This is a genomic window from Herbaspirillum sp. WKF16, assembly GCF_028993615.1.
Lineage (GTDB): Bacteria > Pseudomonadota > Gammaproteobacteria > Burkholderiales > Burkholderiaceae_D > Herbaspirillum.
Window position 1 is genome coordinate 1 of sequence record NZ_CP118632.1, and the last position, 15560, is coordinate 15560.

8 protein-coding genes are annotated in these 15560 nt (G+C 61.0%); 3 read left to right on the forward strand and 5 right to left on the reverse strand.

Annotation, left to right across the window (positions count from 1 at the left end; translation table 11 throughout):
- From dnaA to gyrB, 3 genes are all read left to right on the forward strand, one after another.
- Entirely contained in the window at window positions 1-1431 is a 1431-nt protein-coding gene (dnaA, locus tag Herbaro_RS00005; protein WP_275011818.1) for a chromosomal replication initiator protein DnaA, read from the forward strand.
- A 1509-nt stretch (window positions 1432-2940) separates the two neighbouring features.
- Entirely contained in the window at window positions 2941-4047 is a 1107-nt protein-coding gene (gene dnaN, locus Herbaro_RS00010; RefSeq protein WP_275011819.1) for a DNA polymerase III subunit beta, read from the forward strand.
- A gap of 135 nt (window positions 4048-4182) precedes the next feature.
- Window positions 4183-6681 (forward strand): DNA topoisomerase (ATP-hydrolyzing) subunit B, encoded by a 2499-nt coding sequence (gene gyrB, locus Herbaro_RS00015; RefSeq protein WP_275011820.1) that lies wholly within the window; start codon window positions 4183-4185, stop codon window positions 6679-6681.
- 344 nt (window positions 6682-7025) lie between these two features.
- On the opposite strand, the gene Herbaro_RS00020 is transcribed toward gyrB, so the two are convergent.
- From Herbaro_RS00020 to Herbaro_RS00040, 5 genes are read right to left on the reverse strand one after another with little or no spacing between them, the layout of a single operon-like run.
- Window positions 7026-7742: a M48 family metallopeptidase gene (locus tag Herbaro_RS00020; protein ID WP_275011821.1), complete on the reverse strand. Its 717-nt coding sequence runs from the start codon at window positions 7740-7742 to the stop codon at window positions 7026-7028.
- 3 nt (window positions 7743-7745) lie between these two features.
- The gene (locus tag Herbaro_RS00025) at window positions 7746-10853 is read right to left on the reverse strand and encodes a type I restriction endonuclease subunit R (protein ID WP_275011822.1); all 3108 of its coding nucleotides are present in this window, start codon (window positions 10851-10853) and stop codon (window positions 7746-7748) included.
- 36 nt (window positions 10854-10889) lie between these two features.
- Window positions 10890-11837: an endonuclease NucS domain-containing protein gene (locus Herbaro_RS00030; protein ID WP_275011823.1), complete on the reverse strand. Its 948-nt coding sequence runs from the start codon at window positions 11835-11837 to the stop codon at window positions 10890-10892.
- Window positions 11834-13096, reverse strand: coding sequence for a restriction endonuclease subunit S (locus Herbaro_RS00035; RefSeq protein WP_275011824.1), 1263 nt, complete (start codon window positions 13094-13096; stop codon window positions 11834-11836). Before Herbaro_RS00035 ends, Herbaro_RS00030 begins: the two co-directional genes overlap by 4 nt.
- 20 nt (window positions 13097-13116) lie before the next feature.
- A complete protein-coding gene (locus tag Herbaro_RS00040; RefSeq protein WP_275011825.1) occupies window positions 13117-15543 on the reverse strand; it encodes a type I restriction-modification system subunit M in 2427 nt (808 codons plus the stop codon).
- Window positions 15544-15560 lie beyond the last annotated feature (17 nt).

The window sequence follows — 15560 nt, forward strand, 5'->3', positions numbered from 1 at the left end:
ATGGAAAATTTCTGGCAGACCTGCTCCACTAAACTCGAGCAGGAGCTAACGCCTCAGCAATACAGCGCCTGGATCAAGCCGCTGATCCCGCTCGACTACGAGGACGGGCTGCTGCGCATCGCCGCGCCCAACCGCTTCAAGCTGGACTGGGTCAAGGCCCAGTTCGCCAGCCGCATCACCAACCTCGCCTGCGACTACTGGGAATCCCCGATCGAAGTGCAATTCGTGCTGGATCCGCGTGTGGGCCAGGCCCGCCGCGCCGCAGCGGCGGCCGCGCCCGCCGCCGGCGCCGAGCTCGGTAATGGCCACCCGGCCGGCATCGGCGCCGGCATCTCCGGCCTGGGCCTGCCCAGCGCCCAGCCCTACGACGCCGAACCGGAACCGGTGCGCGCCGTGGCGCCGCGCCAGGAGCAGTCGCGCATCAACTCGGTATTGACCTTCGACAACCTGGTCACCGGCAAGGCCAACCAGCTGGCGCGCGCCGCCGCCACGCAGGTCGCCAACAACCCCGGCACCTCGTACAACCCGCTGTTCCTGTACGGCGGCGTGGGCCTGGGCAAGACCCACATCATCCACGCCATCGGCAACCAGGTGCTTGTGGATAACCCCAACGCCAAGATCCGCTACATCCACGCCGAGCAATACGTGCGCGACGTCGTCACCGCCTACCAGCGCAAGGGTTTCGACGACTTCAAGCGCTACTACCACTCGCTGGACCTGCTGCTGATCGACGATATCCAGTTCTTCGGCGGCAAGAGCCGTACCCAGGAAGAGTTCTTCTACGCCTTCGAAGCCCTGATCGCCGCCAAGAAGCAGATCATCATCACCAGTGATACCTACCCCAAGGAAATCAGCGGCATGGACGACCGCCTGATCTCCCGCTTCGACTCCGGCCTGACGGTCGCGATCGAGCCGCCCGAGCTGGAAATGCGCGTGGCCATCCTGATGAAGAAGGCCGCCGCCGAAGACGTGGTGCTGTCCGACGACGTCGCCTTCTTCGTCGCCAAGCACCTGCGCTCCAACGTGCGCGAGCTGGAAGGCGCGCTGCGCAAGATCCTGGCCTACTCGCGCTTCCACGGCAAGGACATCACCATCGACGTGGTCAAGGAAGCCCTGAAGGACCTGCTCTCGGTACAGAACCGCCAGATCTCGGTGGAAAACATCCAGAAGACGGTCGCCGACTTCTTCAACATCAAGGTCGCCGACATGTACTCCAAGAAGCGCCCGGCCAACATCGCCCGCCCGCGCCAGATCGCCATGTACCTGGCCAAGGAGCTGACCCAGAAGAGCCTGCCGGAAATCGGCGACCTCTTCGGCGGCCGCGACCACACCACCGTGCTGCACGCGGTGCGCAAGATCGCCGCCGACCGCGCCAAGAGCCCGGAATGCAACCACGAGCTGCACGTGCTGGAGCAGACGCTCAAGGGTTGAGCGCTTTCTCCTCCGCCTGATGAACATGCCGCCCGCGCGAAAGCCGGGCGGCATTTTCATTGCCCGTTCAGCCGACGTCGAGGCATGACAAACGCCACTGGGTCCCGGCCTGCGCCGGGACGACAGGTAAGGGAGGACCTCGAACAACCGAGCCCCCAGCACCCACCGTCCCGTCGTCCCTGCGAAAGCAGGGACCCAGCGACGTTGATGGATGCGCAAAGAAAGTCACTGGATCCCCGCCTTCGCGGGGACGACGAGTAACGGTGATGACGGACAGCGGGAATAACACGCCACGGCGAATGAAGACGGATCAAGGCATCAAGCTGCCGGAGCAGGAGCGGCGAAGAAATAGCCGAAGCCAACCCAGCCAGCCCACCATCCGCACAATCCACCCCTCCCCGTCGTCCCTGCGAAAGCAGGGACCCAGCGACGTTGATGGATGCGCAAAGAAAGACACTGGATCCCCGCCTTCGCGGGGACGACGAGTAACGGTGATGACGGATAGCGGGAATAACACGCCGCGGCGAATGAAGACGGATCAAGGCGTCAAGCTGCCGGAGCAGGAGCGGCGAGGAGATAGCCGAAGCCAACCCAGCCCACCATCCGCACAATCCACCCCCTTCCCGTCGTCCCTGCGAAAGCAGGGACCCAGCGACGTTGGTGGATGCGCAAAGAAGGTCACTGGGTCCCCGCCTTCGCGGGGACGACGAGTAACGGTGATGACGGATAGCGGCAATAACACGCCGCGGCGAATGAAGACGGATCAAGGCGTCAAGCCGCCGGAGCAGGAGCGGCGAGGAGATAGCCGAAGCCAACCCAACTCGCCACCCGTACAATCCGCCCCTTCCCGTCGTCCCTGCGAAAGCAGGGACCCAGCGACGTTGATGGATGCGCAAAGAAAGTCACTGGGTCCCCGCTTTCGCGGGGACGACGGATTAAGGTAACCAACTGCTGGAGGGGTGGAGCAAGGCAAGCTAATGCGATGACACAGCGGAAGCCACCCCAACCCACACCACCCGCACAATCCACCCCTCACCCCCAACCCACCCCAACCCACCCCACCACCAAAACTCCCTCTTTCCTCCCCTCTCGCATGCTAAGGACGGGGCATGATTTGGTACAATGGAAGGCGATATTTCGCCGGCGGACGACAGGGCCGCCCAGAACGTAGAAAATCCGCGATCTATCACGGAAACTTCGGGGAAAATCTCTTTAATTTCGAGGAATTAACCCCAAATGTTCCTAAAGTGTTGCCATGGCACCGCATTGCCAAGGGGGCGTTGAGAAACCAGCAACAACCCCGGGCGATCCACATGCCGGCGTCATCGGAACGGGTTTCAGACCGGCAGTGACCGGACGGGCAAATGCAGGAGCGTTGCGTATTCAGGCCGGTTCAGGCTGCATGCAGCTGTTTTTCACCCGAGGAGGAACACGCGCGACATTTGCACGACCGGACGCCCCGCCAATGGCATCCATTAAATGACCACTACTAGCAAGGACAAACAGACTATGCAATTGGTTAAAACCCAACGAGACACGCTCCTGCGTCCTCTGCAGATCGTGAGCGGTATTGTCGAGCGTCGGCACACATTGCCGATTCTGGCCAATATCCTCATCCGCAAGGACGGCGAGAAGGTCTCCTTCCTGTCCACCGACATCGAAGTGCAAATCACCACGCACGCCGAAGTCGGCTCCGGCAGCGATGTCGTCGCCACCACCGTGGCCGCGCGCAAGCTGCTCGACATCCTGCGCGCCCTGCCCGACTCCGGCGAAGTCTCGATCTCGCTGTCCAACAAGCGCATGACGGTGCAATCCGGCAAATCGCGCTTCGCGCTGCAGACCCTGGCCGCGGAAGAATTCCCCACCGTCGCCCAGGCCGAGCAGTACAACGCCCAGGTCACCCTGCCGCAAAAGACCCTGAAGCACCTGTTCAACATGGTCCACTTCTCGATGGCCCAGCAGGACATCCGTTACTACCTCAACGGCCTGCTGCTGGTGGTCGAAGGCAAGAACGTGATCGCGGTCGCCACCGACGGCCACCGCCTGGCCTTCTGCCAGGTCGAGACCGAACAGGACTTCCCGCGCCAGGAAGTCATCATCCCGCGCAAGACCATCATCGAACTGCAACGCCTGCTCGATGAAAGCGACGACGAAGTCAAACTCGAGATCGCCAACAACCAGGTCAAGCTGACCTTCGCCGACATCGAGCTGATCTCCAAGCTGGTGGAAGGCAAGTTCCCCGACTACACCCGCGTGGTGCCCAAGGGCTACAAGAACGGCTTCACCATCGGCCGCGAGCAGCTGCTGCGTTCGCTGCAGCGCGCAGCCATCATGACCAGCGACAAGTTCAAGGGCGTGCGCTGGGTGATCGCCCCGGGCAGCCTGAAGATCAGCTCCACCAACGCCGACCAGGAAGAAGCGGTCGAAGAGCTGGAAATCGACTACGGCGGCGACACCGTCGACATCGGCTTCAACGTCAGCTACCTGCTCGACGTGCTCAATAACCTGAAGAACGACTACGTCAACATCGCCTTGGGCGATTCCAACTCGTCGGCCCTCGTCACCATCCCGGACAACACCGATTTCAAATACGTTGTCATGCCGATGCGCATCTAAGCAATACCGCTTCAAGCGAACGAGGGGCCGTCCGAGACGGCCCCTCAGTCGCTTTTAAGAATTCAGTTTCTCGACGTTCTTTGCCGCTCATTTGCAGTCCCCTAGTCGTACGGCTAGCTTTTTCAGAAGGTAACCATGTCCTCCAGCCCCGCAGATAACACCAATTCCGCGCAACAAAGCTACGGCGCCTCCTCCATCCAGATCCTGGAAGGCCTGGAAGCGGTGCGCAAGCGTCCAGGCATGTACATCGGCGACACCTCTGACGGCACCGGCCTGCACCACCTCGTGTTCGAAGTGCTGGACAACTCCATCGACGAAGCCCTCGCCGGTTACTGCAGCGAGATCCACGTCACCATCCATGCCGACAACTCGATCTCCATCACCGACAACGGCCGCGGCATCCCCACCGGCCTGAAGATGGACGACAAGCACGAACCCAAGCGCTCCGCCGCCGAGATCGTGATGACCGAACTGCACGCCGGCGGCAAGTTCGACCAGAACTCCTACAAGGTCTCCGGCGGCCTGCACGGCGTGGGCGTGTCCTGCGTGAACGCGCTGTCCAAGAAGCTGCTGCTGACCATCCGCCGCGACGGTAAGGTGCACTCCATGGAGTTCGCCAAGGGCGTGGTGCAGAACCGCGAACTGGAAACCATCGACGGCATCCAGGTCTCCCCCATCAAGGTCGTCGGCGAGTCCGACAAGAAGGGCACCGAAGTCCACTTCTGGGCCGACGAAGAGATCTTCACCCACGTCGAGTTCCACTACGAAATCCTCGCCAAGCGCATCCGCGAACTCTCCTTCCTGAACAACGGCGTGCACATCAAGCTCACCGACCAGCGCACCGGCAAGGAAGAAAACTTCGCCTTCGAAGGCGGCACCCGCGGCTTCGTTGAATACATCAACAAGAACAAGAGCGTGCTCAACCCGACCATCTTCCAGGCCACCGGCGAGAAGCAATCGGACCAGGGCACCAACATCTCGGTGGACGTCTCCATGCAATGGAACGACGCCTACAACGAGCAGGTGCTCTGCTTCACCAACAACATCCCGCAGCGCGACGGCGGCACCCACCTCACCGGCCTGCGCGCCGCGATGACCCGCGTCATCAACAAGTACATCGAAGAAAACGACCTGGCCAAGAAAGCCAAGGTCGAAGTCTCCGGCGACGACATGCGCGAAGGCCTCACCTGCGTGCTCTCCGTGAAGGTGCCCGAGCCCAAGTTCAGCTCGCAGACCAAGGACAAGCTGGTCTCCTCCGAAGTGCGCGGCCCGGTCGAGGAAATCGTCGCCAAGACTCTGACCGACTTCCTGATGGAAAAGCCCAACGACGCCAAGATCATCTGCGGCAAGATCGTCGAAGCCGCCCGCGCGCGCGAAGCCGCCCGCAAGGCGCGCGAGCTGACCCGCCGCAAGGGCGTCATGGACGGCCTGGGCCTCTCCTCCAAGCTGGCCGACTGCCAGGAACGCGACCCGGCCCTGTGCGAGCTCTACATCGTCGAGGGTGACTCCGCAGGCGGCTCCGCCAAGCAAGGCCGCGACCGCAAGTTCCAGGCCATCCTGCCGCTGCGCGGCAAGGTTCTGAACGTCGAGAAGGCGCGCTTCGAGAAGATGCTCTCCTCCGAGCAGATCACCACCCTGATCGCCACCCTGGGAACGAGCATCGGCGCCGACGAATTCAACCCGGACAAGCTGCGCTACCACCGCATCATCATCATGACCGACGCTGACGTCGACGGCGCCCACATCCGCACCCTGCTGCTCACCCTCTTCTACCGCCAGATGCCGGCGCTGGTCGAGCGCGGCCACATCTACATCGCCCAGCCGCCGCTCTACAAGGTCAAGGCCGGCAAGGACGAGCGCTACCTCAAGGACGACATCGAGGAAGCGCAATACATGACGCAGATCGCCCTGAACGACGCAGAACTGAAGCCCGCTGAAGACGCCCCCGGCATCAGCGGCGACGCCCTGGTCGAACTGGCCCGCCAGTACAACACCGCCAACGCCATCATCATGCGCCTCTCGCGCGCCATCGACGGCGCCGCGCTGGACGCCATCATGAACGCCGGCGTCACCCTGCAGATGGACAACCTGGCCCAGGCCGAAGCCACCGCGGCAGAGCTCACCAAAGCCATCAACGACCCCACCGTGCAAGTCGTCGCCAAGCTCGACGAGCTCTCCGAGAAGCTCGCCCTGCACATCCAGCGCCGCCACCACGGCAACATCAAGGCTACCGTGATCGACGCCGACTTCTCCAGCGGCCCCGACTACCAGGTCCTGAACACCGCCGCGCAAACCTTCAAGGGCCTGATCCGCAAGGGCGCAGTCATCGCCCGCGGCACCGGCGAAAAGCGCAAGGAATCAGCCATCACCGACTTCCGCCAGGCCATGGCCTGGCTGCGCGACGAAGCCGAGCGCGGCGTCAACAAGCAACGTTACAAAGGCCTGGGCGAAATGAACCCCGAGCAGCTGTGGGAAACCACGATGGACCCTACCGTGCGCCGCTTGCTGAAGGTGCAGATCGAAGACGCCATTGCTGCGGATCAGATCTTCATGACGTTGATGGGGGATGATGTGGAGCCGCGTCGGGCGTTTATCGAAAGTAATGCGCTGCAGGCGGGGAATATTGACGTTTGATATTTGTCAGATGCCACAGAAAGTGATAAATGTGCCAAGTTAGTGAAAATTTCTGGACTCAATTCTTGAAAAATTCCGGCACTTGTGAGTCACAATAAGTAAAAAGGGAGCCTTAGCGGCTCTCTTTTTTTTTGTCGCTGGATCCGACGTGGTAAATGCTCGACTAATAATGTTGTTGAATTGCGTGCATATAAAGGGCGCTGGGCACTGTGGCCGCCTTTGGTAGACGGTGGCAGGTGGGGCAAAAATGGAGAGGGCCAAATCCGCGAGAAAATCAACAATGAGATAAATACAAATCCATCAAAGCCAAAAAACCGCCATCCTCAAGTTATGCTTTTTCCTATTCAATAACCCCAGTCTTCATGGCGGACAGGAAGTTGATTGAGCTGCTTACGCAGGTGTTGCCAGTTCGGTAGATACAAGGTCATCAACGCCATAAAACGCTCGTTGTGCGTTGGCTCCAGCAGGTGAACCAACTCATGCACAACGATGTACTCCATGCATTCTGGTGGCTTCTTGGCCAAGTCTGTGTTGAGCCGGATGTAACCGGACTCAGGTGTGCAGCTACCCCACTTGGTCTTCATACGCTGCACGAAGACTTTGTTGGCTTTCACTCCCAGTATGGGTTCCCACTTGTCAAGCAATGCTGGTACCGCATCGCGCACCTGTAGCCGATACCAAGCGTCCAAGACCTCTTCGCATCTGGCCTGGTCGGCATCAGGGCGTACTTGCAGGTACAGCTTCCGGGGGCTCAGGCTGACAGTAGAGTGGGTATCTGCATGGATGATCTCCAGCAGATACCGCTTGCCCCACAGATAGTGACTTTCCTTGTTCAAAAATTCGCGAGGTGTCTCGCGCTCCTGGGCCTGCAGCTTACGCTGCTGCGAGCGGATCCAACCCAGCTTCGACACTACGAACAAGCGAATCGTATCCAGCGGCATGCTCAGCGGCGCTGCCACGCGGACCTTACCGGCCGGCGGCAGCACGCTCAGGTGAACATGCTTGATGGCCTTTCGGGTAACCTCCGCATGCAACTCGCCTAGATCGAGCACGTCCCGCATGAATCAGTACTCCTTCTGTGCATAGACGATGGGGAACAGGCGATTCACTTCCTTGATGTCCAGAAGCACATCGAACATGATCTGCTTGACCATCTGCTCTCTTGCCACCACGCCACGCCAACCGTCGGGCCGTTTAGCCTTGATGGCGACATCCAGCTTTAATGCCATGTCCAGCGCTACCGCCTTGTCGACATAGAGAGACTCTGGCACCTGTGCGGCATCGGCAGCCACATGATTCTTCAGATTGTTATACAAGGAAAGCTGGCCTGCCGTTTTCAGTAGCACAGGTGTGTCGTCGGACTTGCCCGCGCTCACCTGCCTAGCCACGTCGGCGATACGAGCTAGGTAGTCCTCATACTCGATCGCCCTCTCTTTGCGTAGACGGATGATTTCTTCTAGTAGCGCCGACATCTTGGCGAAGTAGGCCGGGTCTGTCAGCTGCTCCTTCAGGATCTTGCTACGAACATTGTTCTCGATCGTCTCGGCGATGGACTCCTTGTTACCCTTCATGGCGCCCAGGCGTTCCGCAATCGCATCGGCGATACCGGTCTTGACGATCAGGTCCAACAGACCGATGCCGTCAAACGGCGAAATCTTCCTCGGCGCCTGCGCCTCAATGTAGGTGTCAATGAGGTGGCGCATGTCCGCCTCATAGGGTTTCAGGTCCAACGTCTCACCGGCCGCGTTGCGGATAATCTCACGCAGGTTCAGGTAGTGCTTTTGCAGTGACTTGAGGTTGTCGATCTGCGCCGCCGTGTAGCCCGCTGCCTCCAACTCGTCTGCCAAATTGGCATAGCACCGTACCAACGCCACCACGGCCCTGTAGAGCGCCACACGGTAAGGCTCGTGCGCTTTGAGGTCTTCAGCAATCTCGGTATTGCCACAGAAGTAGTGGATATGCTCCAGGTCACCCTTGGGCGGCTCCACCGGTTCGCATAGCTGGGCCAGAACCTCCAAGGCATCGTCCAGCCGTTCGCGACCGGCTTCCAGCCGGTCTTTGATCAGGATCTCCGGGTCAGCACCACCCGCGCTGTGGTCCAGCTCGGCGGTGTAGACCGCGACGGCCTTCTCCACCTTCTTGAACAAGTCCTTGTAGTCGACGATGTAGCCGAAGTCCTTGTCCTCGCCGTCCAGCCGGTTGGTGCGGCAAATCGCCTGGAACAGGCCGTGGTCCTGCATCGACTTGTCGATGTAGAGGTAGGTGCAAGGCGGGGCGTCAAAGCCGGTCAGCAGTTTGTCCACCACGATTAGCAGCTTCATCTGCGCGGGCGCCTTGATGAAACGCTCCTTCACCTGCTGCTCGTAGGTCTCGGTCTTGGTCTTGCCGGGTTCGGACACCACGTCCTTTAGCAGCTCGGTGTAAGTGTTGAAGATGAACTGCTTGTCAGTATCTGTGTTGGCGCCGGTCTCTTCCTTGCTGATGTCCGAGGCCTGCGGGTTGTACGAGGTGACCACCGCGCAGCGGCCCTTGAACACCGTCTTGCCGAACAGCGCGAAGTACTTGCAGGCTTCGTAGATGCTAGACGCCACCAGGATAGCGTTACCGCGTTCGTTCGACAGCCGCGGCTTCACTGCAAAGTCGAACACGATGTCGGCTACCACCCGGTCCATGCGAGCGCGTGAGCTAAGCACGTTCTGCATGGTGCCCCACTGCTTCTTCAGCTCATCTTTCTGCCAGTCGTTCAAGCCTTTGGTCTTGGCCTCGAACCACTGGTCGATCTGATCGGTGTTGCCCAGCTTCTGGTCGATGTCTCGGGCCTCATATACCAGGTCCAGTACCACCTTGTCTTCCACGGCCTCAGCGAACTTGTAGGTGTGAATGTAGCCGCCGAACACCTCCATGCTGGTCTGTGCATCATTCTTGAGCAGCGGCGTACCGGTAAAGCCGATGAACACTGCATTGGGAATCATGGCCTTCATCAGCCGGTGTAGCTTGCCACCTTGAGTGCGGTGGCACTCGTCCACGAAGACATAGATCTCGCCCTGCGTCAGGCTGGGCCGCCCGGCCAGTTCGCGAATGAAGGCATCGAAGTCGTCCACGTCGCGACGGCCAAACTTGTGCACCAGCGAGCACAGCAGGCGCGGGTTGGGCTGGGCCAGTTGGGCCATCAGGTCGCGCCCGCTCTGGCTGCGGTGGATGGTCTCGCCCGCATCCTTGAACACACGCTCAATCTGCCGATCCAGCTCATCCCGGTCGGTGATGATGGCCACGCGTGCTGCGGGCTTGTTTTCCAAAATCCACCGGGCCAGCAGCACCATCAGGATGCTCTTGCCGGCGCCCTGCGTGTGCCAGATGATGCCGCCGCGCCGTTGCTGCACATGCGCCTGCGCGGCCTTGATGCCGAAGTACTGGTGCACCCGCGGCAGCTTCTTCACCCCGCCGTCGAACAGCACGAAGTCGTGCATCAGCTCCAGCAAGCGCGGCTTGCTGCACAGCTTGGCCAGGTACTTGTCGAGCTTGTAGCCCGCGTTGTCCGCCTCATCTTCCTTCCAGGTCAGGAAGTACCGCTCCTGCGTTTCGATGGTGCCGTAACGCAGGCCTTCCGAGTCGTTGCCGGCCAGAACCAACTGCACCGTGCTGAAGAACCAGTCGTTGAACTCCGGCTGCTGGTTCGACAGGCACTGGCGGATGCCTTCACCCAGGCCCACGCGGCTGTTCTTCAGCTCCAGCACGCCCACGGCGATGCCGTTGAGGTACAGGACGATGTCGGGCCGGCGCTCGTGGCCGCCCTTGAGCGTCACTTCTTCCGCAATAGCGAAGTCGTTGCTGGAAGGTTGGTCCCAATTCACCAGGTGAACGGTCTCGCTCACCTCGCCGGCCGCCACCTTCACCGACACGCCATAGCGAAGCAACTGGTACACCGCCTGGTTGGCTGCATAGAGCGTGCGCCCGTGCAGCAGGGCCTCGGCGCGCAGCCGGTGGAGGGCCGCACTAATGTGCGCTGGGCTGTAGCCCTGGCCTGCCAGGTGAGCCGTCATCAGCTCTTCGTCGATGCAGTGGTTGCCCTCGCGCTCTGACCAGTCACCCAGGTAGCGGTAGCCCAGCTTCTGGGTGAAAAGCTCGATCACCCGGTCCTGGGTGGCGCGTTCTGGCTTGCTGACGTTGTTCATCTGGTTTCCTCTCTGCGCAGCTCTTGTTGGCTGTCGTCAGTGCTTGATCAGTTTGAAGCTCACTTGGTAGCGGTAGAAGCTGACGCTAGGCACCATCTGCAAAGCCCAGCGCAGCTTCTGGTCATCATCCAGCGCAATAATCGCGCCTTCCACGGTCTGATGCGGCTCGGCGATCTGCTCTTTGACGTAGCCCATGTAGCGCAGGATCTGGCCCACCACCACGTCGGACGCGCGGCCGCGCTTGAGTTCCACCACCAGCAGGCGCTGGCCGTCCTTGCTGACGGCCAGAATGTCGATGGGCCCGGCATCGGTGCCGTACTGCTGACCCACCAGCTCGCCGTCTTCCTCGTAGATCTTGAAGTGCTGAGCCAGCTCGGTCTGCGCCCAGTTCTTCACCAGGAAGTCCTCCAGGTGCTTCTCCATCGCGAAGGCCACCGGGTCTTCCACCACCGGGTCGGTGGCGACGATGTTGGGTGCGGCCTGGCCGGGCAGCGCGGCCAGGAACTGCTCGATCTCTTGGTGGTGCTCGGTGATAGTGCTCACCGTGCCGATGGAACCGGTGGAGTTGCGCAGCGCCTCGCTCATGGCCGCGCGGGCAATGGTGAGCGGCAGCCATTTCACCGGGCGGCGGTGGGGCAGCACCTGGCCGGGGGCGTAGTGGTAGCCGCCTTGTACCTCGCCCACGTGGTACTGGCCAGTGCCATCCGGGCACAGCACCACATCGCCGGCACGGATGCCCTTGGCCACCGTCCACAGCGCACCGCAGGCCAGGCCCGCCGCGATCTTGCTCTTGTCTGGGTGGCCGGTCAGGAACACCGGGATGAAGGCGGCGTTGAACTGCCGCCACTCCTCGGGCAACTGGCCGCTCAGATCCTGCTCGATGCCGAAGTCAGCGCCAATGAAACTGCCCGCCAGGCATTCGGCCGCATGAACGCTCTGGCGGCCTAGCATCACGCGGTAGTAGCGCTTGGCCGGTCGGTTCATACGGTGGGCTCCACGAGGCGAATGCGGCCGGTCAGCAGTGCTTGGGCCATGGCTTGTTTGAGGGCGCGGGCTTTGGTGAGGCGGGATTCGATCGCAGCGAGTTCGGTGTCCATGTCGAACAAGACTCTCGCGATTGCGGCTTGCTCTGACGGTTGAGGCAACATCACTTCAACTTCGCCGAGGGCGTTGGCGCTGATATGAACCACAGCATCGCCTTGTCCTTTACTTGCTTTCTGGCGTACTACGCTTGGCGTGTTCAGCAGGTAGCCCAGAAACATCGAGTCAGCGTCTACCGTCGGGCGCAGGATGACGATATCGCCGCCTGCGTATGCGGGACCTTCATCGAGAAATGCCACGCACTTTCCAATCTCCTCTTTGGTCTCACCAGACCCGGCAAACAGCAGATCACCGTTGCGAAGCAGGGTCGCAGAGGATGCAACGGCTGAAGAAATCCACGAGCTGAAGCTGCGGACGTGGTCCGAATGGGTGGTGTAGATCTCCCCATATCGCACGCACGGCAAATCGCCGCTCAGCGCTTCTTCGCGCTTGATGCCAGAGCCCTTCAAGAAGGTGCCCAGTTGGCGCACCTTCACCTCATTCCAGCGTTGCTCGAACCCCGGCAACCGCCGCTTGCCTGTGAGCAGTTCCTGCATGGCACCTTGCTTGATCTGGCGCTTCTTGGTCAGCAGTTGTTCTATCGAGTCGATGAGGGCGTCCGCGTCGGTGAGTGCGCGGGCTATCGCGCGCTGTTCGGTGTCGGTGCTAGGAAGCGCAACAGGAAGCAGCTTGAGCGAGGCGGCGTTCACGTTCTTCTGCCCACCGCCGATCTGAGCCTGCTCGAAGTAGCGTTGACCTGCTCTGCCGTTGATGTATAGGCAGAGGTACTGGGGATCAACGGAACCTGGTCGGGGTCGCGTGATCAGGGTCGTAAAGCTCTGAGCGCCATCGAAACCAGCCGGAACCAGGCTCGTTGTACCCGGGTAGCCTGTCCTGGCTGTGAGTAGGTCGCCGGCTTTGAGCCGCTTGTTCTTATAGGTCAGCTCGTAGTGCGGATCGACGTACAGCACGTCCTGGGTGTCCAGCAAGCCAGGTCTGATGTTTTGGTTTCGAAACATCGTCACCCCGGTGCTGCGATAGGCGTGGGTGGCGGCGTTCGCAATCCCGACCATGATCTTTTCGGCCAGGGAGGTGAGAGGGACAACCGACCAGTCCTTCGGTAGGGCGCCGAATTCAGTTAGTTGAGTGCCGGTATCGGTCAAACGTCGCGTGCTTGGTTCTCTCACTTCCATGCGAACCCCATCTTTGCTAGATGCCCCGCTACCCGCGCCTCCAGGTCGTCCACCTGCTGCGCCAGCTCCGGCATCGTCCGCCCATAGCGCTCAGCCAGCTCCTTCACCCGCCCGGTCAGCGCCTGGCTCACGCGGTTCAACTCGCCATGCACGGGCACATCCAGTGCCGCCATCCACTTATGGTCCACCACCAGCGCCTTCACCTCGTCGGGCGTCAGCGTGGGGTAGCGGGCCAGGGCCTTGGTGTCCAGCTCGGCGTCCAGCGTCTTGATGCGTTTCTTCAGGCCGCTGGCCTGTTCCGACAGGTCCAGCCACTGCTTCAACACGGCCAGCTCATCAGCTGCCTCCGCATCACGCCCAATCTCCTTGATGCGCGACTTCACTTCCTTGTCGTTGATCTTGTCGAAGCCGCCGAACACGGCTTCGTCGCCGCTGTGATCTTCTTCCAGCTCGGTCTGCGCGGCCAGCGTGCTTTCCAGCTCGACGGATAGCCTGTTCAGCTCAGCCTGCTCGGCAGCGAAGTGGTGCTGCACCAGCAGCGCCTTGGGCACCAGGTCGCAGGCCCAACCTTTGTCCACCGTCTTGCCCGGTGTGCCGTCCTTGTTCTTCTTGGTCTCCAGCACGCGGTAGGGCGTGGCCTTCCAGCCGTCTTCGGCGATCAGGTAGGCGTCGTCTTGCATGGTCTCGGCCCAGTAGTCCATCAGGTGCTGGTAGACGGCGTAGGGGGCGATCAGCTTTTCGGCGGTCGGCTGGTGTTCGTAGTGGTCCAGCAGGCCTTCGGCGCCTTTGATCAGGTCCTTCGGGTGGAAGCTGCCCTTGTCCAGCGACTTCAGGTGCTCCGCCGCAGACGCGCGCCACTGGTCGAAGTGCCCGTTCATGGCGGCAGTGAAAGCCTGGAACTCGGGGTGCTGGTGGATGGTGGGCTTGATGGCGGCGGGCGCCACGGCCAAGTCCAACGATCCCGGCCGCCGAGGCTTGAACAGCGCGGCCCGCAGCTGCGGGCACACGGCCCAGTAGCGGCTGAGCGCCTGCACATCGGTCTCGGGGATGCCGCCGTTCAGATGGGCATCGATGTCTTGCTGGTCTTCCGGCGTGCTGCTGTCGATGTAGCGCGGCAGGTTGAGGTTGAAGTCGTTCTTCTCGATCTCGTCCAGCCCCACCATTCGGGCGTAGCGCGGGTCACTGGCGTCCAGTGTGGTGAAGGTATCGACGATGCGGTGGATGTCGCGCTCGCGCAGCCGGTTCTTGGGGCCGTCTTTCATGAAGCCCTGGGCGGCGTCGATCATGAAGATGCCCTTGCGGGCCGCCGCGCCGGACTTGTCGATGACCAGGATGCAGGCCGGGATGCCGGTGCCGTAGAACAGGTTGGCCGGCAGGCCGATGATGGCCTGGATGAGGCCACGCCGCACCAGGCTCTTGCGGATCTCGGCCTCGGCATTGCCGCGGAATAGCACGCCGTGCGGCAGGATGCAGGCAGCCCGGCCGGTGCTCTTGAGGGAGCGGATGATGTGCAGCAGGTAGGCGTAGTCGCCCTGCTTGTCGGGCGGCGTGCCGAAGCCCTCGAAGCGCTTGTACGCATCATCACCCACCAGGCCGTTGCTCCAGCGCTTGTCGGAGAACGGAGGGTTGGCCACCACGTAGTCGAAGGTCTTGAGCTGGTCGCTGTCCAGGAACTTTGGGTCGGTCAGCGTGTTGCCCTGCTCGATCACCGCACCGGGGTTGTGATGCAGGATCATGTTCATGCGGGCCAGGCCGCTGGTGACCTCTTCCTTCTCCTGGCCGTAGACACTGACCGGCGTGGGCGCGGCCTCGGCCACCTTCAGCAGCAGCGAGCCCGATCCGCAGGTTGGGTCGTACACCGTGGTGTTGGGGTTGGTCTTGGCCTTTGCGATGCCCAGCACCTGGGCCATTACACGGCTCACCTCGGCCGGCGTGTAGAACTGGCCCTTGCTCTTGCCACTCTCGGTGGCGAAGTGGCGCATTAGGTATTCATAGGCATCGCCGAGGATGTCATCGCCATCGGCGCGATGCTTGGAGAAGTCCAGATCTTTGGATTCGAAGATGCCGATCAGGTTGGTCAGCTTGTCGACCTTTTCCTTGCCTTGCCCCAACAGGGCATCTTCATTGAAGTCTGCCTTGATGCGCAGACGGTTGGCCTCTTCGAGCGGACGGATGATCTTCTTATTTATCTGGTCGCCGATGTCGCTCTTACCCTTCAGCGCCACCATGTCGGCAAAGCTAGCACCCGCTGGTATCTGAATGGGTGCGAAGGGCTGGTCGGCGTATTTGTCGCTGATGTACTTGATGAACAAAAGTACTAGAACATAATCTTTGTACTGACTTGCATCCATGCCGCCGCGAAGCTCATCGCAGCTGGCCCAGAGTTTTGAATAAAGGTCGGATTTTTTGATTGGCATTGAGAAATTTTTATGAT

Bases quoted from the DNA above. Each gene is read 5' to 3' on its own strand.
- Herbaro_RS00030 (WP_275011823.1), bottom strand. From the start codon at position 11,837: ATGAACCGACCGGCCAAGCGCTACTACCGCGTGATGCTAGGCCGCCAG.
- Herbaro_RS00040 (WP_275011825.1), bottom strand. From the start codon at position 15,543: ATGCCAATCAAAAAATCCGACCTTTATTCAAAACTCTGGGCCAGCTGC.
- dnaN (WP_275011819.1), top strand. From the start codon at position 2,941: ATGCAATTGGTTAAAACCCAACGAGACACGCTCCTGCGTCCTCTGCAG.
- gyrB (WP_275011820.1), top strand. From the start codon at position 4,183: ATGTCCTCCAGCCCCGCAGATAACACCAATTCCGCGCAACAAAGCTAC.
- dnaA (WP_275011818.1), top strand. From the start codon at position 1: ATGGAAAATTTCTGGCAGACCTGCTCCACTAAACTCGAGCAGGAGCTA.
- Herbaro_RS00025 (WP_275011822.1), bottom strand. From the start codon at position 10,853: ATGAACAACGTCAGCAAGCCAGAACGCGCCACCCAGGACCGGGTGATC.
- Herbaro_RS00020 (WP_275011821.1), bottom strand. From the start codon at position 7,742: ATGCGGGACGTGCTCGATCTAGGCGAGTTGCATGCGGAGGTTACCCGA.